Source organism: Ramlibacter sp. Leaf400, from assembly GCF_001424545.1.
In the GTDB taxonomy this organism is placed as follows: domain Bacteria; phylum Pseudomonadota; class Gammaproteobacteria; order Burkholderiales; family Burkholderiaceae_C; genus Ramlibacter.
On the sequence record NZ_LMQL01000009.1, the window covers coordinates 345,432 to 368,723 of the forward strand.

The window sequence follows — 23,292 nt, forward strand, 5'->3', positions numbered from 1 at the left end:
CATGAAAACCCTGAAGATCGCGCTGGCCGCCGCCGCGCTGGCCGTCGTCGCCGGCACTGCCAGTGCCGACAACCTCAAGCTGCGAGCCGCCGGCAACCTGGTGGCCACCGGCCTGATCCAGCAGACCAAGGAACAGCCCTTCTTCGAGAACTTCGCGAAGAACACCGGCCTGCCCATCGACGTGGACTACAAGCCGATGGACGTGCTGGGCGTGAAGGACGCCGATGGCCTGCGGGTGCTCAAGTCCGGCCTGTTCGACATCGTCACGCTGCGCCTGGCGCAGGTGTCGCGCGACGAGCCCTTCTTCCTCGGCCCCGACATCGTGGGCCTGTCGACCGACTACGAGACCGGCAAAAAGGTGGTGGACGCCTACCGCGAGGCTTTCGACAAGCGCCTGCAGGAGCGCTACAACGGCAAGCTGCTGGGCATCTACGCCTTCGGCCCGCAGGTGGTGTTCTGCAAGGTGCCGATCACCGGCCTGGCCGACCTGAAGGGCAAGAAGGTCCGCGTGTACGACGCCTCGCTGGCCAAGTTCATCGAGAAGATCGGCGGCATCCCGGTCACCATCGCCTTCGGCGAGACCCAGCAGGCGCTGGAGCGCGGCGTCACCGACTGCGCCATCACCGGCCCCAGCTCGGCCAACTCCGCCGGCTGGCCCGAGGTGACGACGCACTTCATGCCGATCGGCTTCCAGATCGCGCTGAACGCGTACGCGATGAACCTGGACAAGTGGAAGGCCCTGCCGGCCGACCAGAAGGCCAAGCTGACCGCCGCCTTCCAGAAGTTCGAGGGCGAGGTGTGGACGTACTCCAAGGAACTCTTCGACGACGCGGTGCGCTGCAACGTCGGCAAGGACCCCTGCAAGACGGTCAAGAAGTACAAGATGACCGAAGTGGCCGTGAAGCCCGCCGACCTGAAGATGATCCACGACGCCCTCAACACGGTCTCGCTGCCGACCTGGAGCGAGGTCTGCGACAAGTCCTACGACAAGTGCTCCGCGACCTGGAAGCAGGTGGTGGGCCCCGTGGTCGGCATCAAGTAAGCGCCCATGACCTGGCAGCTTTCCGCCAGTGAACTGCAGCGCCGCTACCGCGACGGCAGCCTGACCCCGCGCGAGGTGGCCCAGGCCTGCCTCGCGCGGCTGGAGGCGGTGAACCCGCGCCTGAACGCGGTGGTGGCGCGGCGCGACCCCGACTTCCTGCGGGAAGCGGCCGCCTCCGCCGAGCGCCATGCGCAGGGACGGCCGCTGTCGCCCCTGGACGGCATCCCGCTGTCGGTGAAGGACAGCCTCTACACGGCCGACCTGCCGACCACCTGGGGCTGCCCGGCGCTGCGCGGGCACGCGACCGGGCAGGACGAGCTGGCGGTGGCGCGCGCCCGCGCCGCCGGCGCGCTGGTCATCGGCAAGACCAACGTGCCGGAGTTCGCGCTGGAGGGCTACACCGACAACCCGGTGTTCGGCGTCACCCGCAACCCCTGGAACCTGGAGCTCACGCCCGGCGGCTCCAGCGGCGGCGCGGTGGCCTCGGTGGCCGCCGGCATCACGCCGCTGGCCATCGGCCAGGACGGCGGCGGCTCGATCCGCCGCCCCGCTTCGCACACCGGGCTGGTGGGCCTGAAGCCTTCGCTGTCGGCGGTGCCGCGCGAGCACGTGCTGCCCAGCCTGCTGCTGGACTTCGAGGTGATCGGGCCGCTGGCCCGCACGGTGGCCGACGCGCGGCTGCTGTTCGATGTGATGCGCGGCCCTGCGCCGGTGGACCGCTCCTCGCTGGCGGCGGAACAGGCGCGGTCGCAGGTTCGCGCGTCCGCGCCGCTGCGCGTGCTCTACGTGGAGCGCTTCGGCAGCGCGCCGCTGGATCCGCAGATCGCGGCGAGCGTCGGCCGTGCGGTGGCGCGCCTGGCCGCCCTGGGCCACCGGGTCGAGACCGGCGCGCTGCCGCTGGACCTGGACTTCTATGCCGAGGCCTGGCCGCAGATCGGCCAGGTCGGGCTGGCGCAGATGTTCGACCGCCATCCAGGATGGGCGGCCCAGGCCTCGCCCAAGTACCTGGACATGGCGCACAAGGGCCGGGAGATCCCCGCCGCCCGCCTGTGGCAGGTGCTGGAGCAGGTCAAGAAGCTGCGGCGCGACAGCGTGGCCCTGTTCGAGGGCATCGACGTCATCGTGCTGCCTTCGGCTGCCGCCCTGCCGTGGAAAGCGCAGGACGCCTTCCCGACGCACATCGACGGCCAGGAGGTCGGCCCGCGCGGCCACGCCGTCTACACCGGCTGGGTCAACGCCGCCGGGCTGCCGGGGCTGGCCCTGCCCTGCGAGCCCTCGCGCGAGGGCCTGCCCATCGGCATGCAGCTGGTGGGACGCTACGGCAGCGACGACACGCTGCTGGATCTCGGCGCGGCCTACGAGGCCGCCCACCCCTGGGCCGACCGCTGGCCCGCGTTGTAAGCACCCTTTCCCTAGCTTCGAGGAGACCGAACATGCAAAGACGGCTGGTCCTGCAGTCGGCGGCCGCGGCCGCGGCTGCCATCGCCCTTCCCTCCGTCCGGGCGCAAGCCTGGCCCAGCGGCCCGATCAAGCTGGTCGTCGGCTTTCCGCCCGGCGGCGGGGCCGACGCGCTGGCCCGCGTGCTCGGCCAGAAGCTGGCGGACGTGTGGAAGCAGCCGGTGGTCATCGAGAACAAGGCCGGAGCGTCCGGCACGGTGGCTGCCGACTACGTGGCGCAGCAGGCCGGCGACGGCTCCACGCTGCTGCTCACCACCATCAACAGCCACGCCCTGGCGCCGGCCGTGCTGCCCAAGCTGCGCTACCACCCGGAGCGCGACTTCGTGCCGGTGGCCCTGCTGGGGCTCACGCCCAACCTGCTGATCGGCGGGGCGATGCAGCCGGCCAGGACCGTCAAGGACCTGGTGGCGCTGTGCAAGGCGCAGCCGGGGCGGGTCACGTTCGGCTCCGCCGGCGCCGGCACCGCGCAGCACTTCGCGCTGGAGCTGTTCAAGCTGCGCGCCGGGCTGGATGCGCTGCACGTGCCCTACAAGGGCAGCGGCCCCCTGCTCACCGACCTGGTCGGCGGGCAGATCCAGTACAGCTTCGAGACCATGACCGCGGCGACGCCGCATGTGAAGTCGGGCCGCGCGATCGCGATCGCGCAGACGCGCGCCAAGCGCGTCAAGGCCTACCCCGACGTGCCCACCATGCAGGAGCAGGGCTTCGCGGGATTCGAGACGTTCAACTGGTACGGCATCTCGGGCCCGGCCAAGCTGCCCGCGCCGATCGCGCAGAAGATGAACAAGGACATCCAGGCCGTGCTGGCGATGCCCGAGGTGCGCGAGAAGTACGACACCTTCGGCGTGGAGGACGGCGGCGGATCGCCCGAGCGCTTTGCGGAACTGCAGCGCTCGGAGATCGCCAAGTGGGCCAAGGTCGCGAAGGAAGCCAATGTCCGCGTCGACGGCTGACGACACGACCGGCCGCTCCGGCACGGGCCGGGTGGCGCAAGCGCTCCTGATCGCCCGGCGCGGCGGCCCGCCGGCGGACGCCGCCGCGATGGCGGCGCTGCTGCAGGGGCCGGGCGATGCCTACCAGGTGCAGCAGCAGGTCGCCGACGGGCTCGGTGCCAGGCCGGCGGGCGAGATGTTCTGGAAGTCCGGGGGCCCGTCGCGCGACGCGGTGCTCACCCATGCCCCGCTGCCGCCCCAGGGGGTGTGGACCAGCCCGGCGAACGCCCGCGAGCATCCATTCCGGCTGCGCGTGATCGAAGCCGAGATCGCGCTGCGCCTGGGCGCCGAGGTGTCCGCGGCCCGCGCGGCCAGTCTCACCCCTGCCGACGCCACGTCGCTGGTGGAATCGATGGCCGTCTCCATCGAGATCGTGGACTCGCGCTGGGCGCAGGGGCTACAGGCGCCGCCGCTGCTGAAGCTGGCCGACCTCCAGTCGCACGGCGCCCTGGTGCTCGGCGCCTGGCGCCCCTACGAGGCGCGCGCGTGGGCCGAGCAGTCGTGCACCGTCGCCATCGGCAGCGGCGAGCCGCGGGTCTTCCGGGGCACGCACTCGCTGGGCGATCCCGCCTGGCTGCTGCCCACCTGGCTGCGCCATGCGACCCGCTCGGGCCGGCCGGTCCGGCGCGGCACGGTGGTCACCACGGGCACCTGGTGCGGCATGCTGCCCGCCGCGCCGGGCGACGCGGTCCAGGTCCGCTTCGACGGCATCGGCGAAGCGTTCGTGCAGCTGTAGTTCAGCCGCGGTCCTGGCGGGCCGCGGTGCGGCCCAGGTGCTCCAGCGCGGCCAGCGTGCCGCTCTCGCGCAGGCGCACGCCGGCGAGCTTCAGGCCCATCTCGCAGCCACCCAACGCGGCGACCAGCGAGAGGTCGTTGCATTCGCCCAGGTGGCCGATGCGGAACATCCGTCCCTTCACCTTGCCCAGCCCGGCGCCCAGCGACATGTTGAAGTGCCGGTAGACCGCCTCGCGCACCTTGTCGGCGTCGACGCCCTGGGGCAGCAGCACGCCGGTGAGCACCGGGGAGTACACCGCCGGGTCGGCGCACTGGACCTCCAGGCCCCAGGCCTGCACCGCGGCGCGGCAGGCGGCGGCCAGCCGCTGGTGGCGGGCGAAGACCTGCTCCAGGCCCTCGGCCTCGATCATGGCTATGGCTTCCGACAGCGCGTACAGCAGGTTGGTGTTGGGCGTGTACGGCCAGTAGCCGGTGCGGTTCATCTCGATGATCTCGTCCCAGGCCCAGAACGACCTGGGCAGCGTGGCCGTCTTGCTGGCGGCGACCGCTTTCGGCGACAGCGCATTGAAGCTGATGCCCGGGGGGAGCATCAGGCCCTTCTGCGAGCCGCTCACCGTCACGTCGACGCCCCACTCGTCGTGCCGGTAGTCCGCCGAGGCCAGCCCGGAGATCGTGTCCACCATCAGCAGCGCGGGGTGCCCGGCCGCATCGATCGCCCGGCGCACCGCCGCGATGTCCGAGGTGACGCCGGTGGAGGTTTCGTTGTGCACCACGCAGACGGCCTTGATCGCGTGCTGCGGATCGCGACGCAGCCGCTCCTCGATCTGGCCGGCCTGCACGCCGTGGCGCCAGCCGGGCGCCTCGGGCAGGTGCGGGTCCGTGCCCTCGTACCGCAGGAACTCCGGTTGCAGTCCGAGCCGCAGCGCCATCCGGTTCCACAGCGTGGCGAAGTGGCCGGTCTCGAACATCAGCACCGCGTCGCCCGGGCTGAGGGTGTTGGCCAGCGCCGCCTCCCAGGCGCCGGTGCCGGACGCCGGGTAGATCACCACCGGATGCTGCGTCCGGAAGATGCGCCGGATGCCGGCCAGCACCTGCCGCCCCAGGGCGCCGAACTCCGGGCCGCGGTGGTCGATGGTGGGGTAGCTCATGGCGCGCAGCAGGCGGTCCGGCACCGGCGACGGCCCGGGGATCTGCAGGAAGTGGCGCCCGGCCGGATGGAAGTTCAGGTTCAGCATCGTTCTGTGGCCTCGGGTTATGTGCGCCCGTGCTGCGGCGATGCAGTGGCAAGGAACGCCAGGGCGCCGGGGGACTCTAGGCCGCGCTGCGCGCCGCCGGAAGGCTAGGCTGCGCGATAAGACTTATTCCGGGGCGGAATGGACGCCAGGCGAGTCTGCCCCGCTGCACGGGATCCCGCGCCCTCCCGGCCTCAATCCGCGGGCAGGTCGCGGGCCGACGCCAGCGCCCGGAGCGCGAGCGACTTGCGCCGGCCGCGAAGGGGCAGCATGTGCCGGGGCGCGCTGCCGGCCTCCACGCCGGCGGCGTCCAGGACGTCCTGCGACACGACCAGCCTTGCATCGAAGCTCTTGCACAGCTCCTGCAGCCGCGCCGCCGTGTTGACCGCGTCGCCCACGGCCGTGAAGGTGCGGGTCTCCTGCCAGCCGACTTCGCCGACCACGGCACGGCCCGCATGGAGGCCGATGCCGAACCCCAGGGGCTGGCCGAGCTCGGCGCGGAACCGCTCGTTCTCCGCGTCGATCCCGGCCTCGATCGCGTGAGCGGCCCTCAGCGCCTGGCGGCAGGCGGTGGCCAGGTCCGTGTCGAGCCCGAAGATCGCCATCACGCTGTCGCCGATGAACTGGTTGGGGACACCGCCCGCCTCGCGCACGGCCTGGCCCACCACGTCGAAGAAGCGGTCCAGGACATAGGCGAGGTCGTGCGGCAGGTGCCGCTCCGAGAGCGTGGTCCAGCGGCGCAGGTCCACGAACAGCACACCGACCTCCCGCTCCACGCCGGTCTGCCGGGGCGCGCGCCAGGAGGCCGAGGCGGACAGCAGCGGCGTGACCGCGACCGGCCCCAGCGGGCGCAGCTGGCAGGCCAGCCGCACGCCCGCCGGCGCGCCGATGCGCCTGAGCGTGCGGCGCTCCTGGGCGGAAGGCGGGGGGCAGTTCGCCGGATCGCCGGCGACGCGGACCCGGCAGGTCGAACAACGCGCCCGGCCCCCGCACAGGGACAGGTGCGGGATGCCGTGTTCGCGGCTGGCCTCCAGCACCGACCAGCCGCGCGGCACGGCCACGGTGCGCGACGGGTAGGTGAGCGTGACCAGGAGGCCCCGACGTTGCTCTCGCCAGGAGCGCCACAGCCTGCTCGAAAGCACGAAGGCCAGGGCCGCCCCGAAGGACACGGTGATCCAGTCCACCGCGGCGGCCAGCTGCGCCGCCTGCGCCGTGCCGACCGGCGCGCCCGGCGCGCGCGCCGCGGGCGAGGACGCGAGCTCACGCGCCATCGCCAGGAAGCCCAGGCCCGCCAGCACGGGCAGGAGCAGCGCCGCCGCGAAGGCGAGGTGGAAGCGCTCGCGCCAGCCCTTGCGGTGGCGCAGGACGAGGTGGATGCCGATGCAGCCGTGCAGCCAGGCGATGCACATCAGGGCCATCTGCCGCCCGCCGGCGTCGTTGGCCCAGAGGGTGGTGACGACGCGCGTGTAGTCGTCCTGCAGCCCGAACCGTTCGTGGGCCAGCCGGGTGAACGCGAAATGGGACGCCAGCAGGAACGGGACGCTCAACCCCAGCACGATGCGCCCCCACTCCAGGGGCGGCATGCGCAGCGTGCGGCGGGCGTGCAGCGCGGTCAATGCCAGTACGATGTGGACGAGCAGCGCGCCGTAGAACACCACCGTGAGCGGCAGGCTGCGCCAGGCGGCGACGAACCACTCCCGCGAGCTTTCCGCGGCGGCCAGCGAGACCAGCCCCGCCGCGTGGTTGAGCAGGTGGGTGGCGACGTAGGCGAAGAGGACGATGCCCGACGCGAGGCGAAGCCCGCGGCTGGAACCAGGACGCGAATTGAGCAATGTCAGGAACGATCCGGCCATCCAGCCTGGGACTCAGGAAGATCGACTTGCTGCAGGGCCTGCCCGCCGCGCGGCTCGACGCGATCAGCCGCCAGTGCGGCTGGCGGCATTATGAAGCGGGGCAGCGGCTGGTCTCGCGCGAGGCCGCCGACCGCGACCTGCACATGATCGTCGCGGGCAGCGTGCGGATCACCAGCTATTCCGAAGGCGGGCGCGAGACCAGCTTCCGCGACCTGGCCGCGGGCACCTCGTACGGCGAAGTCTCCGCGCTCGACGGCCTGCCGCGGTCGGTCGACGTGGTGGCGCTCGCGTCCACGGTGATCGCCTCGCTGCCCCCGGCCGAGTTCCGCGCCCTGCTGCGCGAGGAGTGGATCGTCAACGAGCGCGTGCTGCTGCGATTGACCGACCTGGTGCGGCGCCTGACCGGCCGCGTGCTGGACCTGAGCACCCGCACCGTGCAGCGCCGCATCCTCGACGAGCTCCTGCGGCTGGCGCGGGCCGGCCAGGTGGAAGGCAACACCGCGCGCATCGATCCGGCACCGCGGCATGCGGAGATGGCCAGCCTGGTCAGCACCTACCGCGAGCAGGTCACGCGCGAGCTGTCGGCGCTGGTGAAGGCCGGCGTGCTGGCCAAGGACGGCACGGCCCTGGTGGTGCGCGACCTCGACCGGCTGCGGTCGCTCGCTTCCTGACGCAGACGCGGCTCGGGCCGGCTGCGTTTTCCGGTGCGAAAACGCACTTACCCCCGGCAGGTGCATCCCTAGAGTCCGGGTTGTCGGCCCAAGGCTTTCACGAGCCACCGGCACCCAACAGCACTCAAAAGGAAACCACCATGAACCGCAAAGCCGCCCTCGCCCTCCTTCTCGCCGCCTCCGCCGCCGCCGGCAATGCCTTCGCGGACGACATCACCGTCGAGACCGTGCCGTTCGCGTCGACCGCCTCGCGCGCCGAGGTCGTCGCGCAGATGAACGCCTTCCGCGCTTCGGGCACGAATCCGTGGGCGCTCGAGTTCGACGCCCTCGCCGGCTTCAAGGGCACCCGCAGCCGCGCGCAGGTCACGGCCGAATACCTCGCCGAGCGCGACAAGGTCGCGGCCTTCACCGCCGAGGACAGCGGCTCCGGCTACCTGGCCCAGGACCGTGACGGCGACGCGCCCGCGCTGCGCCTGGCCGGCCAGCCCGCCGCGGCGCATTGATCGAACAAGACATTGCGGCAGGCCCTCGCCTGCCGCCCTCCAAGGACAACCGATGCCCACTTCCATTCCCCTGAATGCCGCGGCGCTCGCCGCCCGCCTCTGCCTGGCCCTGCTGTTCATCCCGTCGGGATTCGCCAAGATCGCCGGCTTCGCCCGCTTGACGGGCTACATCGCGTCGAAGGGCGTGCCGCTGCCGGAGCTGTGCGCGGCCATCGCCATCGGGGCCGAGCTCGGCCTGGGCGTGCTGCTGCTGGCCGGATTCAGGACCCGCTGGGCGGCCCTGGGCCTGGCCCTCTTCGTCGCCGTGGTCACGCCGATCTTCCATGGCTTCTGGGCCGTCCCGGCGGAACAGGTCGCCCTCCAGCAGCAGATGTTCTTCAAGAACGTCGGCATCCTGGCCGGCCTGTTGCTCCTGGCCTCGGTGGGAGCGGGACGCTGGAGCCTGGACGACGCGCCGGTCATGGCCCGGCACGCCAGGGCCTGACGCGCCCCGGAGATGCCGGACGGCAACGCGACGTGCGCGCGATCACTCGCGCAGGTCCACGATCACTCGCGCACGTTCGCGAACTTCACCAGCTCGGCGTACTTGGCCGTGTCCTCGCGCATGATGCGGGCGAGGTCTTCCTTGCCCGTGCCGGGGACGGAACCGCCCTCCTCCAGCCGGCGGCGGATCGCCGGGTCCGTCAGGCCGGACTGCAGTGCCTCGCGCAGGGCCTGGACGATGGGGGCCGGCAGGTCCTTGGGGCCTGCGAGCGCGAACCAGCCGGTGAGCTCGTAGCCCTTGAGCTGCGGATGCTCGCCCAGCGCCGGCACCTGCGGCAGCGTGGGAAAGCGCTTCGCGGAAGTGATGCCCAGAGGAACGATGCGCCCGCTCTGGATGAAGGGCGCCGCGGCGGTGGGCGACATGATCGCGAAGTCCAGCGTGCCGCCGACCAGGTCGCTGGTGAGCGGGGCCGTGCCGCGGTAGGGGATGTGGGTCAGGAAGATGCCGGCGCGCTGCTTGACCAGCTCGCCCGCGAAATGCAGGGTCGAACCCACGCCGGAGTTGCCGTAGCTGTACTTGCCCGGACTGCGCTTGACCAGCGCGATGAACTCGTCGAGGTTCTTGACGCCCGCCCTGGGCGCGGCCACCAGCAGCACGGGCGCGGTGGCGATCAGGCCCACCGGCGTCAGGTCCTTCTGCGGGCTGTAGCGCTGCGCGGGGTTCACCAGCGCCGTGGCGGCCATCTCGTTGCTGGAGCCGGCCAGCAGCGTGTAGCCGTCGGCCGGGCTGCTCACCGCGCGCTGCGCCGCGACCACGCCGGCCGCACCGGCCAGGTTCTCCACCACGACGGTCGCGCCCAGCTTCGCCGAGAGGATGTCCGCCGCGACGCGCGCGGCCATGTCCACCGAACCGCCCGGCGCGTAGCCCACCAGCAGCTTGATCGGCTTGGCCGGGTATCTGGCCTGCGCGAAGGCGGGGACGGCGAAGGCGGCGGCCGTCGCGCCCAGGGCGCCCAGCACGGCACGGCGCGAAACAGGAGAAGGATGGCGGTTCATGGCGACTCGAGTGCAGGAGGTGGGAAGGGGTCAGCCTTGCGGCGACAGGAAGCGCCGCACCAGCTGCACCCAGTAGCTGGCCGCGATCGGCAGGATCGCGTCGTTGAAGTCGTAGCCGGGGTTGTGGACCATGCAGCCGCCGGTGCGGTGGTGCTCGCCCTCGCCGTTGCCCACGATCAGGTAGCTGCCCGGGCAGCGCTCGAGCATGAAGGAGAAGTCCTCGCTGCCGGTGAGCGGCGCCAGCGGCGGCAGCAGGCCGTCCTCGCCCAGCCAGTCGAGCGCGACCTGCCGCGCGAACCGCGTGGGCTCCTCGTCGTTGACCAGCGCGGGGTAGCGCCAGTGGTAGTCCACCTCCGCGCCGACGCCCAGCGTCGCGGCCTGGGCCTGCACCAGCTGCGTGATGCGCTCGCGCAGCATGGCGCGGATCTCCGGCCGGTAGGCGCGCACCGTCAGGCGCATCAGCACGCTGCCCGGGATCACGTTGGGCGCATCGCCGCCGTGGATGGCGCCGACCGAGACGACCGCCATCTCGCGCGGGTCCACGTTGCGCGACACGATGGTCTGCAGCGCCACGATGATGTGCGCGGCCGCCACCACCGGGTCGGCCGCCAGGTGCGGCGCGGAGCCGTGACCGCCGCGCCCGGTCACTGTCACGGTGACGGAGTCGGACGAGGCCATGAACGGGCCTTCCTTGAAGCCGAACTTGCCCGCCGGGAACCCGGGCATGTTGTGCAGCGCGAAGACCTCGTCGCAGGGGAAGCGGTCGAACAGGCCCTCCTCCACCATGCGGCGGCCGCCGCCCAGGCCTTCCTCGGCCGGCTGGAAGATGAGGTTGAGCGTGCCGTCGAAGCTGCGCTCCCTGGCGATGACGCGCGCGGCCGCCAGCAGGATGCTGGTGTGGCCGTCATGGCCGCAGGCGTGCATCTTCCCCGGCACCTTGCTGGCGTAGGGCAGGCCCGTGGTCTCGTGGATCGGCAGCGCGTCCATGTCGGCGCGGATGCCCAGGCGCCGCGTGCCCTGGCCCAGCCGCAGCGTGGCCACGACGCCGGTGCCGGCCAGCCCGCGGTGCACCTCGTAGCCCCACTCGGCCAGGCGCGCCGCCACCAGCTCGCTGGTGACGTGCTCCTCGTAGGCCAGCTCGGGATGGGAATGGATCTGGTGCCGCAGCGAGACCATCTCGGGGGCGACCTCGCGCACGGCGGGCAGCACTTTTTCGACGGCGGCGGCGTTTTCGAACGTGTACGACATGGCGGGTTTCCTTGGGGGCAAGTCTAGGAACACTGCGCCTGCCGGGGTAGACAGGCCCTGCCGTCCATCGGCGGGCAGCGCCTGTCGCTGCCGATAATCGGTCGGCCATGAAGCTCCACCAGCTGCGCTACCTCGCCGCCGTCGCGTCGGAAGGCGGCATCCGCGCGGCCGGGCGCTCGCTGGGCGTCACCCAGGCCACGGTCACGCAGGGCCTGCGCGAACTGGAGGCCCATGCGCGCGTCGCGCTCTTCACGCGCCACGGCGGCGGGATCGCCTTCACGCCCGCCGGGCTGGAGCTGCTCGAGCATGCGCAGCGCGTGCTGGCCCAGCTGCGCCAGGCCGAGGACACGCTCACGCGCCACCGCGACGCCGGGGCCGGCCAGCGCCTGGCCCTGGGCATCACGCCCTGGGTGGCGCAGACGCTGCTGCCGCGCGTGCTGCCGCCGTTCCGGGAAGAACTGCCGCACGTGCAGCTGGAGATGTTCGACGGCCTGTCCGCGCTCAGCTATCCCAAGCTTCGCGAGGGCAGCCTGGACCTGATGATCGGCCGCATCGGCCCCGAGGAAGCCATGCAGGGCCTGCAGGCGCAGCCGCTGTTCCGCTACGACATGACGGTGGTGGCGCGCCGCGGCCACCCCCGGGCCGGCGCACAGTCGATGGCCGAGCTGCTGCAGGACGACTGGGTGCTCAACTTCACGCCCGGCGAAAGCACCAGCCTCCTGGACAACCTCTTCGGCCAGCACGGCCTGCAGGCACCCGTGCACCGCATCCAGCTCGCGCACTCGGCCTCGCTGATGCTGGGCCTGGTGCGCAAGACCGACATGCTCACCTTCTGCCCCTGGCCGCTGGTGGAGACCGACGCGCTGCGCCACACGCTGGTCACGCTGCAGCTGCGCGAGCGCTTCCGCAGCAACGTCGTGGGCATCGTGCGCCGGGTGCAGGAGGCGCCCTCGCATGCAGCGGCGCGGTTCATCGCCCACTTCCTCGGCCAGCTGCCGACCTGGCTGGACTCGGACGATCCGGAGCTGCGCCGGGTGCTGCATTCGGTGGACCTCATCGAAGGGGCCGATCCACCAGCGTCCGGGCCATCTGGCCCACCGTCCTGAGGGCCGCCTCCACCCGCGGGTTGTCCGGGTGCCCGTAGTTGATGCGCAGGTGGTGCGAGAAGCGGCGGTCGGCCGAAAACAGGTGCCCCGGGGCGATGCTGATGTCGTGCGAGAGGCAGAGCCGGTGCAGTTCGAGAGCGTCGACGGCTGCCGGCAGTTCGACCCACACGAAGTACCCGCCTTCCGGTTGCGTGGCCCTGGTGCCGGGCGGAAAGCATTTGGTGATCGCGCGCAACACCACCCGCCTCTGCTCCGCCAGGGCCTGCCGCAGCTGGCGCAGGTGCCGGTCGTAGCCGCCGTGCCTCAGGTACTCGGAGAGCCCTTCCTGCGAGGGCACGGATGCGGCCAGGGAGCTCATCAGCTTTCGCTTGGCCACGGCGGTGGCGAATCTTCCCGCGGCCGCCCACCCGACCCGGTACCCCGGGGCCAGCGTCTTGGAGAACGAGCTGCAGTGCATCACCAGGCCCTGGCGGTCCCAGGCCTTGGCCGGCCGCGGCTTGTGCGTGCCGAAGTACAGCTCGCCGTAGACGTCGTCCTCGATGAGAGGGACCTCGTGCCGCGCCAGCAGGGCCACGAGTTCCTGCTTGCTCGCGTCGGGCATGAGGCTGCCCAGCGGGTTCTGGAAGTTCGGCATCAGCCAGCAGGCCTTCACCGGATGCCGCTCCAGCACGGCGGCCAAGGAGGGCACGTCCACCCCGGTGCGGGGATGGGTGGCGACTTCCACGGCGCGCAGGTTCAGGCGCTCCAGCGCCTGCAGGGCGGCGTAGAAGGTCGGTGACTCCACCGCCACCAGGTCGCCCGGACCCGTCACCGTCTCCAGGCAGAGGTTCAGGGCCTCCATCGCGCCGTTGGTGATGATGATCTCCTGGGCATCGACGCCGCAGCCCATGGCCAGGTAGCGCAGGCCGATCTGCCGGCGCAGGGTGGCGCTGCCGGGCGACAGGTCCTCCACCGTGCGCCAGGGGTCCAGGCCGCGCGCCGCCTTGCCCAGCGCCAGCGCGAGCTTGGGCAGGGGAAACAGCGTGGGGCTGGGAAAGGCCGACCCCAGCGGCACCAGCGCGCGATCGCGCGCGTGGCCGAGCACCTGGAAGACGAGTTCCGAGACTTCGACCTGGCGCTCTTCGGAGGCGGGTTGCGAAGGCGCCGGTTCGCCCTGCTTCGGGCTGACGTGGCTGACGAAATAGCCCGAGCGCGGCCGGGCCTCGACCAGCCCGCGCGCCTCCAGCAGGTAGTAGGCCTCGAACACCGTGGCCGGGCTGACCCCGCGGCTCCGGCTGGTGTCGCGCACCGAAGGAAGCCGGTCGCCCGGCTGCAGCCCGCCGCTGGCGATGGATTCGGCGATGTCGTGTGCCAGGGCTTCGTAGCGCTTCATGGTTCTTCCCCGGGGGTCGATCTGATCCGGTGACCCTCAGGGGCTCGCGCAACTGTACTGATTCGGCGCGTTTCGCTGCGGATGCCCCTGTAGCAGGCCATCTGATACGGCTTTTTTTGACGATTTTGAGTCTTCAACCGGAGCAGGTCCGCTGGCAAAGTGCAGGCGAGGTGCTGTATGAGACTGCTTGCTTATTTCCGGATGGTGCTTTGGGCGATGCTGGGTATCCGGGGCCGCTCGGCGGCCGCGGATGACTTCTCGGGCGTCAAGCCCCTGGCGCTGGTCGCCACCTTCCTGTTCCTGCTGTTGGTCCTGGGGCTGGGCCTCTGGGGGCTGGCGACGTTCGCCGTCAGCACCCTGCAGTGAGCGAGGGATCGCGGATGTCGCTTCGAAGAAGCTTGCGCGGCTTCGCGCTGGCCGCCCTGGCCAGCCTGCCGCCGGCCTGGGCGGAGGACGCGCCCCGCCCGCCCGGTGCGGGCCCCCGCGTCGAGAACACCATGGCGCAGCGCATGCAGGCCTGCGTGGTCTGCCACGGCAAGGAAGGCCGCGCGACCAACCAGGGCTACTTCCCCCGCATCGCCGGCAAGCCGGCGGACTATCTCTACCACCAGCTCCAGAACTTCAAGTCGGGCCTGCGCCGCTACGAGGCCATGAACCACCTGGTGCAGCACATGTCGGACGACTACCTGCGCGCCATCGCGAAGCACTTCTCCGAGCTGGACCTGCCCTACCCGCCGGCGCAGCCGCCGACGCTGACGCCCGAGCAGACGCGCGTGGCCGAGACCCTGGTGTTCAAGGGCGCCCCTGAACGCCAGGTTCCGGCCTGCGTCTCCTGCCACGGCGCGCAGATGGCCGGGCGGCTGCCCGCAATGCCGGGCTTGCTCACCCTGCCCGCCGACTACCTGGTGGCGCAGTTCGGTGCGTGGCGCACCGGCCAGCGAAAGGCAAAAGCGCCCGACTGCATGGCCGAGGTGGCGAGTCGCCTGGCACCGGAGGAGATCAGCATCGTCTCCCGCTGGCTCTCGGCCCAGACACTGCCAGCGGGCGTGAAGCCCGCGCCTGCCTCCGGAGCAGACCTGCCCGTCCGTTGCGGGAGCGGTGAATGACGAACACGCTGACCGCACGCCCGCGCCGGACCCGGTGGCTCGCCGTCGTCGCTGCGCTGCTCCTGCTGCTGGCCGCCCTGGTGGCCTGGCTCAACGTCGCGGCCGAGGAGCCGCTGGAGCCGGCCGGCGCCCCGGTGAACGCCACGGGTGCCCTCATCGAACGGGGCGCCTACCTGGCGCGGGCCGGCAACTGCATGGGCTGCCACACGACCGCGGGCGGCGCCGAATTCGCCGGCGGCCGCGGCATCGAGACGCCCTTCGGCAGGGTGTTCGCATCGAACATCACGCCGGACGCCACGACGGGCATCGGCTCGTGGTCGGCCGCCGAGTTCTGGCGGGCGATGCACCACGGCCGCTCCAGGGACGGCCGCCTGCTGTACCCCGCCTTCCCCTACCCGAGCTTCACCTCCGTGACGCGCGAGGACTCGGACGCCCTTCACGCGTACCTGCGAAGCGTCGCCCCGGTCCAGCAGGAGAACAAGCCGCACGCGCTCGCATTCCCATTCAACACCCAGGCCGCGCTCGTCGTGTGGCGTGCGCTTTTCTTCCGGCCCGAGGAGTTCGTCGCGCAGCAGAACCAGACCGCCCAATGGAACCGGGGCAGGTACCTGGTCCAGGGCCTGGGCCATTGCGCGGCCTGCCACTCGACCCGCAACGTGATGGGCGGCACGGGCCTGAACGCCGAATTCGCCGGCGGCCTGATGCCCGATGGGGCCTGGTACGCGCCCTCGCTCGCCAGCCCGGGCGAAGCCGGTGTGCAGGGCTGGTCCCGCGAGCAGGTCGTCAAGCTGCTGAAGGACGGCGCTTCGGCCCACGCCACCGCCTCCGGCCCCATGGCCGAGGTTGTCTCCAGCAGCACGCAGCACCTGGCGGACGAAGACCTCGACGCCATGGCGGAGTACCTCGGCTCCCTTCCCGTGCGTGAGGGCGGACCGAAAGGCGGCGCGCGGGCATCGGCCGAGGTGCTGGCACGCGGCGGAAAGCTGTACGAGCAGCACTGCGCCTCGTGCCACGGTGCGAATGGCGAAGGAGCCCCTTCGATCTATCCGGCGCTGGCAGGCAACCGCGCGGTGGTCCTGGACGCTCACCACAACCTGGTGCAGGTCATCCGCAACGGCGGGTTCGCGCCCAGCACCGCCGGCAACCCGCAGCCCTTCGGGATGCCGCCGTTTGTCCAGGTCCTGGGCGACGACGACATCGCCGCCGTGACCACCTTCGTGCGGCAGTCCTGGGGCAACTCGGCTTCAGCGGTCTCGCCCTTCGACGTCTACCGCATCAAGTGATCCGCCGGGACCGCCACGCCGGCGGCAGTGGGCCTCACCGCCCCGCCGCATCCGCCAGCGGTAGTTGCCTCATGCCAGCCGGCGCGTTGGGGAAATCGCGCAGCGCCGCTTCCAGCAGCAACACCGCGCGGGCGCCCGCGCCGCTGGCCTGCGACTGGAAGACCACCTGCCCGCTGGACAGGTCGCGCATCAGGACGTCCACGCGCTGCGAACCCTGCGCGGCATAACCGCCGAGCGGAAAGCCCAGCCCGATGCCGATGCCGCCACCCCGGCCGCCGCCGCCGATGCCCACGCCCACCGAGGAGCCCCAGCCCGGCCCGGCCACCATCTCCTGGGTGGCGGCGAGCTGCACGGACAGGCGCGGGGCGGCGTCGTCGCGCCGCAGCCCGGTGCGGGCCAGCAGCGCATCGGCCGCCGCCTCCAGCTGGTCCTGGCCGGGCTGGCCGGCCTGCAACGGCAGCCGCTCGAAGCGGTAGGTGGTTCCGGGCGGCAGCTGGGGCTGGCCGGTGAAGACCTGCACCGTCGCCTGCGGCGGCGTGCTGACGCAGGCCACGAGGAGCGCGGCCCCGGACAGGGCCAGCACGAGGCGATGTCGCAACGGGCTCATGGCCGCATGGTCCCGCCGGGCCGGCGGGCGCGGTGTAGGACCGCAGCCGCTGCGTTCGAGAGGGCCCGGCTGACCCGGAACCCCGGCCCCTGCCCTTCAGTGGCCTGTCAGCTGCCGGATGAACGGAGCGAGTTCCGCCTTCTGCTCCAGCCCGAAGCCCGGCGCATCGCTGGGTCGCACCTTGGCGTTGCGGATCTCGCACTCCTTGGAGTAGCCGCCGAAAGGCTGGAACACGCCGGGGTAGGCCTCGCACGCGCCCAGCCCCAGCCCGACCACCGCGTGCAGGTTGATCAGGTGGCCGCCGTGCGGCACCGCCTGCCGGCGGTCGAACCCGTGCGACTCCAGCACCTGGATCATCCGGGCGTATTCCGTGATGCCGTAGCTCAGGCCGCCGTCCATCTGGAAGATGTCGCGCCGGGGGCGCATGCCGCCGAAGCGCACCAGGTTCAGCGTGTCGATCGCGGAGAACAGGTTCTCGCCGGTGGCCACGGCGCCGCCGTAGGCCTCGATCACCTCGCGATTGAGCTGGTAGTCCAGCGGATCGCCGATCTCCTCGAACCAGCGCAGGTCCAGCGGCTGGAGTTCCTTCGCATAGGCCAGCGCCGTCGGCAGGTCGAAGCGGCCGTTGGCGTCCACCATCAGGTGGGCGCCGCCGCCGGCGACCTGCAGGGCCTGCTCGACGCGCTTCATGTCCTCGGCCAGCGGAGCGCCGCCGATCTTCATCTTGAAGCTCTCGAACCCCATCTCGCGGTAGCGCAGGAACTCGTCGCGCAGGGTCTGGCCGGTGCCGGGGGCGTAGTAGTAGCCCCCGCCCGTGTAGACCTCCACCGGCGTGGCCACCGGCTCGCGCCCGAAGGCGCGGGCGATGGTGGCGTACGCAGGCTCGTCCGCCAGCTTGGCGTTGAGGTCCCAGATGGCGTGTTCGATCGCCGCGGCGGCGCCGGCGCGGTCGCCGTGCCCGCCGGGCTTCTCGTTGCGCATGATCGTGGCCAGCACCTGGGCCGCGTCGAAGCGCTCGCCGCCCTCGGCCAGCAGCGAAGCGGGCGGCGCCGACAGCAGCCGCGGGATCATGCGGTCGCGGATGATGCCGCTCTGGGCGAAGCGGCCGATCGAGTTGAAGCCCAGTCCGACGACGGGCCTGCCGCCACGGACCACGTCCGTGACGACGGCCACCAGCGAGACGGTGTGCTCCGAGAAATTGACGACGGCGTTGGCGACGCCGCCTTCGAGCTGGACCGCCAGCTCGCGGACTTCGGTGATGCGCATGGGAGTTGCCGCCTCGTTCACTCGGCCACGATGTTGGCGGTCTTGATGACGGAGCCCCACTTGGTGAGCTCGGCGTCGATGAACTTGCCGAACTCGGGCGCCGAGCTGCCGATGATGATCATGCCCAGGTTGGTCAGGCGGGTCTTCACCGCCTCGTCGGCCAGCACGGTCTTCAGGTCCGCGTTCAGGCGATCGCGCACGGCCGGGTCCACGCCCTTGGGCGCGACGATGCCCAGCCAGCCGAGCGCGTCGAATCCGGCCACGCCGCTTTCGGCCACGGTCGGCACCTCGGGCAGCTGCGGCACGCGGCGCGCGGTGGACACGGCCAGCACGCGCACCTTGCCGGCCTTGGCATGCGGCAGCACGGCCGGCAGCGAGTCGAACATGGCGTCGAGCTGGCCGCCGATGAGGTCGGTATAGGCCGGCGCGCTGCCGCGGTACGGCACGTGCGTGACCTGCACGCCGGTGCGCTGCTTGAGCAGCTCGAACGTCAGGTGCTGGAAGGATCCGACGCCGCCGGAGCCGTAGCTCAGTTTGGCCGGCGAGGCCTTGGCCGCGGCCAGCAGGTCGGCCACGGTCTTGTGGGGCGAGTTGGCCGGCACCACCAGCGCCTGGGCCACGCCGGCCACGTTCATGATGGGCGTGAGTTCGCGCGGGTTGTAGCCGGTGTTGGCGTACAGGTTGGGGGCCGAAGCCAGCGGACCGCTGGAGCCCAGCAGCAGCGTGTAGCCGTCCGCCGGTGCCGCCGCCGCCGCGCGGCTGCCGAGCGTGCCACCGGCGCCGCCCTTGTTGTCGACCACCAGAGTCTGGCCCCAAAGCTTGGACAGCGGCTCGCCCAACACGCGCGCCAGCACGTCCCCGCTCTGCCCCGCGGTGAAGGGCACGATGATGGTGACGGGCTTGGTGGGATACCCCGCCGGGCGCGCCTGCGCCCAGGCGGTGGGGGCGATGGCGGCCACGGCGGCGGCGGCCAGGGCGGAGATCAGGCTTCTGCGGTGCATCGAGGGGTCCTTCGGGGGTGGGTGCGGACGGCGTCCGGGGATGCGCCCATGGTAGATTTGTCCTGACCATCGATATGTCCGTACATATACGATGAACATATCGGGAACATATCTCGGGAGACCCGCGCGTGGCGCTTGCCCTGTACCAGCAGATTTCAGAGGACCTGCTCAGGAAGATCAGCTCGGGCGTGCTGCCCGTGGGCACCCTGCTGCCGACCGAGCTGGCCCTGATGGCGACCTACCGCACCAGCCGCAACACCGTGCGCATGGCCCTGCAGCAGCTGCAGGCGCGCGGCCTGATCTCGCGCCGGCGCAACCGCGGCACGCTGGTGGAGGCGCTGCCTGGCGGCGCCGCCACCTTCACGCAGTCGCTCTCCTCCCTGGACGGGCTGGTGACCCTGGCCAGCACGGCCCAGCGCGAGATCCTGGCCGCCGACGACGTGGTGCTGGACGCCGCGATGGCCAAGGGCCTGCGCTGCCCGCCCGGCTCTCGCTGGTACCACCTGGCGATGGTGCGCCGCGAAGCGGGCAAGCCACGCCCGCTGGGGTGGACCGATGCCTACGTGGAGCCCCACTACCGGCAGGTGCGCGACATGGCCGAGCAGCAGCCCGGCATGCTGCTGGTCGACCTGATCGAGGCGATGTTCGGCCGCCGCATCGAGACGGTGGAGCAGACCGTGTCCTCGTGCGCGATCAGCCAGGAGATGTCGCAGCCGCTGGGGGTGGCCAAGGGAACGCCGGCGCTGCGGGTGCTGCGGCACTACCGGGATGCAGCACGCCACCTGGTCGTCGTGACCCGGTCGCTGTACCCGGAGAACCGCTACTCGATGACGACGACGCTGGTCAGGAGTGGCGCGGCGCAATCGCGGGCCTAGCGGCGCACGTCGACCGCGGCCCGAATCAAGGCAGGCGGGCGAGGATGGTCTTCATCAGCGATTCGAGCGCCGGCCGCATCGACTCGCCGGGCTTGCCCTCGGGCGCGTCGAGCGACAGCGCGAGCGTGCGGTCGCCCGCCTTCACCACCAGGAAAGCCACGTTGTTCTGGTGCTTGTTGTCCGGCTTGGGGTAGAGGAAGTACGCGCGCTCGCCGAACCCGGAAGCCGGCGTCTGCGGCTCCTTGTCCTTCTTGAAGCCCTTGAGGGTGGACTCCCAGGCCTCCCACGACTTCGGGCCCGAATACACCTTGAGTTCACCGCTGCCGACGTTGCAGATCCAGCCGCCCTGGCCGGCGGGCTCCGGGTCGACGTAGGGATCGCGGCCGGTCGCCTTCTGCACGTCGGCGCGCGTGATCAGCGAGCAGGCCTGCACGCTGCCCGCCGGCGTCTTTCGCGCCAGCTCCTTCGCGGCCTGTTCCCGCGCGGTCTGCGAAGCCGGCGCCGCGGACGGCGCCAGGGCCAGGGACATCACCACCGGCCATGCGGCACGGGCAAACGATTCGAGCCGGGAGGTCATCGCATCTCCTTCCGATCGCAGGGCCACGGACAGCGGGCGTTCCCGCCCGCGCACGGTACATCGACAGGCCTGCGCCGGGCAACACGGCCGTGGCGAACGACCGACCGACGAGCAGGTTCAGGCCAGGCCCAGCCCCAGGTTCACCTTCAGCAGGATCAGGAGGCCGAACAGCGCGAACAGCGCGGCGGCGACGAACCTCATCTTCGCCAATGGCACATGGCGGGCCAGGCGTTCGCCCAGGAGCACGGCCGGCACGTTGGCGACCATCATCCCGAGCGTGGTGCCGACCACCACCGCCGCGAGGCTGGCGTACTTGGCGCCCAGCGCCACCGTGGCCAGTTGCGTCTTGTCGCCCATCTCGGCGAGGAAGAAGGCGACCAGCGCGGTCGCGAAGGCCCCCGCGAGGCCGGTCTGCCGGGTGTCCCGCTCGTCCAGCTTGTCCGGGATGAGGGCCCAGCCGGCGAATGCCAGGAAGCCCAGGCCCAGGACCCAGCGCATCACGTCGGGGGCGACGTGGGCCGCGACCCAGTCGCCGACCCAGGCCGCCACGAAATGGTTGGCGATGGTGGCCGCGAAGATGCCGGAAATGATCGCCCAGGGCCGGCCGCGAAAGCGGGCCGCGAGGACGAAGGAGAGCAGCTGGGTCTTGTCGCCCATCTCGGCGACGGTGACCATCGCGAGCGATGCAAGGAAGGCTTCCACGAGGAGAGTCCGAGGCCAGGAAAGACGGATGACTGCGCGCCTCCCTGGCCATACCGGAGGACACGCAGTCAAAGGTCTTGCCAGGCTGTGACAGCTGCCTGCGCCATGGCCGGACAGGCCAAGTGTGTTGACGCAAGCCCTCGCGGTGCGAGGCGGCTACTCCCCAATGACGGGCGAGGCGGGATCATAAGCGATGCGCTGAGCCCGCCATGATCCCCGGGGAAATGGGCGGCCCCCTTCGAAGGAGCCGCCCGCTGCGCCCTCAGGGCGCCTGGAACCCGGGCGGGAAGGCCGGCTGCAGCCGCACGTCGAAGGGCACCGGGAACGGATGGCGCAACACGACCGCCCCGCCCCGCACGCGGTTCTGCGCCTGGCAGTTCTGCGTGCAGGCCGTGGCTGGCGGCGCGACCTCCGTGGCGTCCTCGCCGGTCACCATGCCCATGCGCCCGCCGCTGGCCACGTCCCAGACCGACACCCGGCCGCAGTGCCGCACGGTCACGAACTCACCGGTGCGCGTGCGGATCTGGTTGTCGCAGCCCACGGGGAGGATGCGGGTGGCGACCTGCGGGCTGTCGCGTCCCACGAAGGCGCGCGACAGGTCGTTGGCCCAGTTGATGCGCGGCGTGACCTCGATGTCCTGGTTGCGGGTCGGGTCGCTCGGGCGGAAGGGCACGATGTCGCCTTCGCGGGCGCGGAAGTTCGGGTTGTCGAAGTAGAAGGTGCCCACGGCCAGCACGTGCGTGATGCGCGTCACCGTGCCGTCGCCGCGCTCGGGCTCCATCTGGAACAGGCCGCCCTGGGTGCAGTCCTTGGCCTGGATCTTCATGCTCACGCCGGTGCCCGTGCGCATCAGGACGATCTCCTCTTCGTCGAGTTCCACCGAGACCGGGCTGGCGAGCACGAGTCCGCGGTGGTCCGGGATCTTGCTCTCGAAGACCGGTGCGTCGCCGCCTGCCGTCTGCGTGCCGGGGGCGTTGGAGGCGAGGAACCGGTAGTCGCGGATGCCGAAGGTGGACATGTCGACCCGGAACTGCACGTAGCGGCCCTTGACGATGAAGCTGGAGCCCAGGGTCGCGGCCGCGATGCGGACTTCGCGGTCGCCCCGCGTGACCAGCGTTCCGTCGGCGCGGAGGATCGAGAAGCCTCCGCCTTCGCAGAACTTGGACGAGGAGGCCTCGGCCTGGGGCGAGGCCAGTGCGAACAGGCAAGCTGCGAGGGCGGCGGCCGCGGCGTGGGGGCCGCAACGCCTGGTGGCGATTCTCATGGGTGGGACTCCTTTGGATGGACTCGGTGGATGGGCACGACCTCACCTCCACCGCGCCGTGCGACGGAGGTGGCGGAACTGGTGCATCGCACGCCCCATGCCCGTTCCCCCGCCCGCAACCCCATCCGTCCGCTTTGTCGGGTCATGCGCAACGGGCAACGGACGCGTTTCCGTGCGCTTCATCCCGGTGCCCGGGGAAGTGGGGCAAATGCCCCACCCAATGGGGAAATTCCGCCGGCTGCGCTGGTTACGATCCGCAGCAGGAGTGCCTTCCATGCCCAAGACCGACGCGGCCGACAGCCGCACCGTGGCCCTGTACTGGGATTTCGAGAACATCCATGCCGGGCTGTGCGAGGAGCGGGAGCCGGGCGCCTACGCGCGCGGCGACTTCCGCTTCAAGCCGCAGGAGCCGCTGGTGGACGTGCAGGCGATCATCGACCTGGCCTCGACCTTCGGTCCGCTCGCGATCAACCGGGCCTATTGCAACTGGCAGTTCTTCGGGCGCTACCGCGACGTGCTGCTGCAGAACGCGGTGGAGCTGATCCAGCTCTTCCCGCCCGGCGGCACGGCCAAGAACGGCGCCGACATCAGGCTGTGCCTGGACGCCACCGAGGACATCTGGCGCTTCGGCCACATCGGCACGGTGATCATCGTGGGCGGCGACAGCGACTTCGTTCCGGTGTCGCAGAAGATCAAGGCCGCCGGCCGCACGCTCATCGGCGTGGGCACCCGCAAGGCGACCAACCGCCACTGGGCCACGAGCTGCCACGGGTTCCGCTACTACGAGGACCTCGGCACCCGTCCCGTTGAACAGCCGGCAGCCTGAGCCGGTGCGGCCCGGGCCCGCACCCCCGCCGTTG

General features: G+C 71.4%; 24 protein-coding genes and 1 riboswitch. Of the genes, 13 read left to right on the forward strand and 11 right to left on the reverse strand.

Features of this window, described 5'->3' with window-relative positions; translation table 11 throughout:
• The first annotated feature begins 1 nt into the window (after nucleotide 1).
• The 4 genes from ASG30_RS09895 to ASG30_RS09910 are packed head-to-tail and all read left to right on the forward strand — an operon-like array spanning nucleotide 2 to nucleotide 4,228.
• On the forward strand, nucleotides 2-1,042 hold the full coding sequence (locus tag ASG30_RS09895) for a TRAP transporter substrate-binding protein (protein ID WP_055895419.1): 1,041 nt from the start codon (nucleotides 2-4) through the stop codon (nucleotides 1,040-1,042).
• A 6-nt stretch (nucleotides 1,043-1,048) separates the two neighbouring features.
• On the forward strand, nucleotides 1,049-2,443 hold the full coding sequence (locus ASG30_RS09900) for an amidase (RefSeq protein WP_055895421.1): 1,395 nt from the start codon (nucleotides 1,049-1,051) through the stop codon (nucleotides 2,441-2,443).
• Between the two features lie 32 nt (nucleotides 2,444-2,475).
• Entirely contained in the window at nucleotides 2,476-3,453 is a 978-nt protein-coding gene (locus ASG30_RS09905; RefSeq protein ID WP_055895422.1) for a Bug family tripartite tricarboxylate transporter substrate binding protein, read from the forward strand.
• Nucleotides 3,434-4,228 (forward strand): fumarylacetoacetate hydrolase family protein, encoded by a 795-nt coding sequence (locus ASG30_RS09910; RefSeq protein ID WP_055895424.1) that lies wholly within the window; start codon nucleotides 3,434-3,436, stop codon nucleotides 4,226-4,228. Before ASG30_RS09905 ends, ASG30_RS09910 begins: the two co-directional genes overlap by 20 nt.
• Before the next feature lies 1 nt (nucleotide 4,229).
• Here ASG30_RS09910 and ASG30_RS09915 read toward each other — a convergent pair whose 3' ends face one another.
• Together ASG30_RS09915 and ASG30_RS09920 are read right to left on the reverse strand one after the other, a co-directional pair.
• A complete protein-coding gene (locus tag ASG30_RS09915) occupies nucleotides 4,230-5,462 on the reverse strand; it encodes a pyridoxal-phosphate-dependent aminotransferase family protein (protein ID WP_055895425.1) in 1,233 nt (410 codons plus the stop codon).
• Between the two features lie 191 nt (nucleotides 5,463-5,653).
• Nucleotides 5,654-7,312: an adenylate/guanylate cyclase domain-containing protein gene (locus ASG30_RS09920; RefSeq protein WP_055895427.1), complete on the reverse strand. Its 1,659-nt coding sequence runs from the start codon at nucleotides 7,310-7,312 to the stop codon at nucleotides 5,654-5,656.
• Between ASG30_RS09920 and ASG30_RS09925 the strand changes: the two genes are divergently transcribed.
• The 3 genes from ASG30_RS09925 (at nucleotide 7,291) to ASG30_RS09935 (ending at nucleotide 8,970) form a co-directional block, all read left to right on the forward strand.
• Entirely contained in the window at nucleotides 7,291-7,983 is a 693-nt protein-coding gene (locus ASG30_RS09925; protein ID WP_055895428.1) for a Crp/Fnr family transcriptional regulator, read from the forward strand. The two genes, ASG30_RS09920 and ASG30_RS09925, sit on opposite strands and share 22 nt — an antisense overlap.
• A gap of 140 nt (nucleotides 7,984-8,123) precedes the next feature.
• On the forward strand, nucleotides 8,124-8,486 hold the full coding sequence (locus tag ASG30_RS09930; protein ID WP_055895430.1) for a hypothetical protein: 363 nt from the start codon (nucleotides 8,124-8,126) through the stop codon (nucleotides 8,484-8,486).
• A 52-nt stretch (nucleotides 8,487-8,538) separates the two neighbouring features.
• Nucleotides 8,539-8,970, forward strand: coding sequence for a DoxX family protein (locus tag ASG30_RS09935; RefSeq protein WP_055895432.1), 432 nt, complete (start codon nucleotides 8,539-8,541; stop codon nucleotides 8,968-8,970).
• A gap of 62 nt (nucleotides 8,971-9,032) precedes the next feature.
• Here ASG30_RS09935 and ASG30_RS09940 read toward each other — a convergent pair whose 3' ends face one another.
• Together ASG30_RS09940 and ASG30_RS09945 are read right to left on the reverse strand one after the other, a co-directional pair.
• Nucleotides 9,033-10,025 carry a Bug family tripartite tricarboxylate transporter substrate binding protein gene (locus ASG30_RS09940; RefSeq protein ID WP_055895434.1) on the reverse strand — a complete coding sequence of 331 codons (993 nt, stop codon included), beginning with the start codon at nucleotides 10,023-10,025 and terminating at the stop codon, nucleotides 9,033-9,035.
• A 30-nt stretch (nucleotides 10,026-10,055) separates the two neighbouring features.
• On the reverse strand, nucleotides 10,056-11,273 hold the full coding sequence (locus ASG30_RS09945; RefSeq protein ID WP_055895435.1) for a M20 aminoacylase family protein: 1,218 nt from the start codon (nucleotides 11,271-11,273) through the stop codon (nucleotides 10,056-10,058).
• A 107-nt stretch (nucleotides 11,274-11,380) separates the two neighbouring features.
• Between ASG30_RS09945 and ASG30_RS09950 the strand changes: the two genes are divergently transcribed.
• The gene (locus ASG30_RS09950; protein WP_055895437.1) at nucleotides 11,381-12,379 is read left to right on the forward strand and encodes a LysR family transcriptional regulator; all 999 of its coding nucleotides are present in this window, start codon (nucleotides 11,381-11,383) and stop codon (nucleotides 12,377-12,379) included.
• Here the strand turns inward: ASG30_RS09950 and ASG30_RS09955 are convergent.
• Nucleotides 12,327-13,751 carry an aminotransferase-like domain-containing protein gene (locus ASG30_RS09955; RefSeq protein WP_055895439.1) on the reverse strand — a complete coding sequence of 475 codons (1,425 nt, stop codon included), beginning with the start codon at nucleotides 13,749-13,751 and terminating at the stop codon, nucleotides 12,327-12,329. The two genes, ASG30_RS09950 and ASG30_RS09955, sit on opposite strands and share 53 nt — an antisense overlap.
• A gap of 177 nt (nucleotides 13,752-13,928) precedes the next feature.
• Between ASG30_RS09955 and ASG30_RS22110 the strand changes: the two genes are divergently transcribed.
• Genes ASG30_RS22110 through ASG30_RS09965 form a run of 3 tightly spaced genes read left to right on the forward strand, consistent with a single transcriptional unit; the run spans nucleotide 13,929 to nucleotide 16,140 of the window.
• A complete protein-coding gene (locus ASG30_RS22110; protein ID WP_082522012.1) occupies nucleotides 13,929-14,117 on the forward strand; it encodes a DUF2970 domain-containing protein in 189 nt (62 codons plus the stop codon).
• Between the two features lie 14 nt (nucleotides 14,118-14,131).
• Nucleotides 14,132-14,857, forward strand: coding sequence for a c-type cytochrome (locus tag ASG30_RS09960; RefSeq protein ID WP_055895441.1), 726 nt, complete (start codon nucleotides 14,132-14,134; stop codon nucleotides 14,855-14,857).
• Complete coding sequence (locus ASG30_RS09965; RefSeq protein WP_055895446.1) at nucleotides 14,854-16,140, forward strand: c-type cytochrome; 1,287 nt, start codon at nucleotides 14,854-14,856, stop codon at nucleotides 16,138-16,140. Before ASG30_RS09960 ends, ASG30_RS09965 begins: the two co-directional genes overlap by 4 nt.
• Nucleotides 16,141-16,174: 34 nt before the next feature.
• Here ASG30_RS09965 and ASG30_RS22500 read toward each other — a convergent pair whose 3' ends face one another.
• From ASG30_RS22500 to ASG30_RS09980, 3 genes are all read right to left on the reverse strand, one after another.
• Entirely contained in the window at nucleotides 16,175-16,747 is a 573-nt protein-coding gene (locus ASG30_RS22500; protein ID WP_156385479.1) for a DUF4136 domain-containing protein, read from the reverse strand.
• Between the two features lie 96 nt (nucleotides 16,748-16,843).
• Nucleotides 16,844-18,013, reverse strand: a complete 1,170-nt coding sequence (locus ASG30_RS09975; protein ID WP_055895451.1) for an enolase C-terminal domain-like protein — start codon at nucleotides 18,011-18,013, stop codon at nucleotides 16,844-16,846.
• 17 nt (nucleotides 18,014-18,030) lie between these two features.
• Nucleotides 18,031-19,014 carry a Bug family tripartite tricarboxylate transporter substrate binding protein gene (locus tag ASG30_RS09980; RefSeq protein WP_055895454.1) on the reverse strand — a complete coding sequence of 328 codons (984 nt, stop codon included), beginning with the start codon at nucleotides 19,012-19,014 and terminating at the stop codon, nucleotides 18,031-18,033.
• A 128-nt stretch (nucleotides 19,015-19,142) separates the two neighbouring features.
• Between ASG30_RS09980 and ASG30_RS09985 the strand changes: the two genes are divergently transcribed.
• The gene (locus ASG30_RS09985; protein WP_055895455.1) at nucleotides 19,143-19,889 is read left to right on the forward strand and encodes a GntR family transcriptional regulator; all 747 of its coding nucleotides are present in this window, start codon (nucleotides 19,143-19,145) and stop codon (nucleotides 19,887-19,889) included.
• A 25-nt stretch (nucleotides 19,890-19,914) separates the two neighbouring features.
• Here ASG30_RS09985 and ASG30_RS09990 read toward each other — a convergent pair whose 3' ends face one another.
• The 3 genes from ASG30_RS09990 to ASG30_RS10000 all read right to left on the reverse strand — a co-directional run bounded on the left by ASG30_RS09990 (nucleotide 19,915) and on the right by ASG30_RS10000 (nucleotide 22,432).
• Nucleotides 19,915-20,466: a hypothetical protein gene (locus ASG30_RS09990; protein ID WP_055895457.1), complete on the reverse strand. Its 552-nt coding sequence runs from the start codon at nucleotides 20,464-20,466 to the stop codon at nucleotides 19,915-19,917.
• Between the two features lie 117 nt (nucleotides 20,467-20,583).
• The gene (locus ASG30_RS09995) at nucleotides 20,584-21,168 is read right to left on the reverse strand and encodes a TMEM165/GDT1 family protein (RefSeq protein WP_055895459.1); all 585 of its coding nucleotides are present in this window, start codon (nucleotides 21,166-21,168) and stop codon (nucleotides 20,584-20,586) included.
• A gap of 6 nt (nucleotides 21,169-21,174) precedes the next feature.
• Nucleotides 21,175-21,345: riboswitch (yybP-ykoY riboswitch) on the reverse strand.
• An 85-nt stretch (nucleotides 21,346-21,430) separates the two neighbouring features.
• Nucleotides 21,431-22,432 carry a hypothetical protein gene (locus ASG30_RS10000; protein ID WP_055895461.1) on the reverse strand — a complete coding sequence of 334 codons (1,002 nt, stop codon included), beginning with the start codon at nucleotides 22,430-22,432 and terminating at the stop codon, nucleotides 21,431-21,433.
• Between the two features lie 274 nt (nucleotides 22,433-22,706).
• Here ASG30_RS10000 and ASG30_RS10005 point away from each other — a divergent pair, with 274 nt between their 5' ends.
• Nucleotides 22,707-23,258, forward strand: a complete 552-nt coding sequence (locus ASG30_RS10005; protein WP_082522014.1) for an NYN domain-containing protein — start codon at nucleotides 22,707-22,709, stop codon at nucleotides 23,256-23,258.
• Nucleotides 23,259-23,292: the final 34 nt, after the last annotated feature.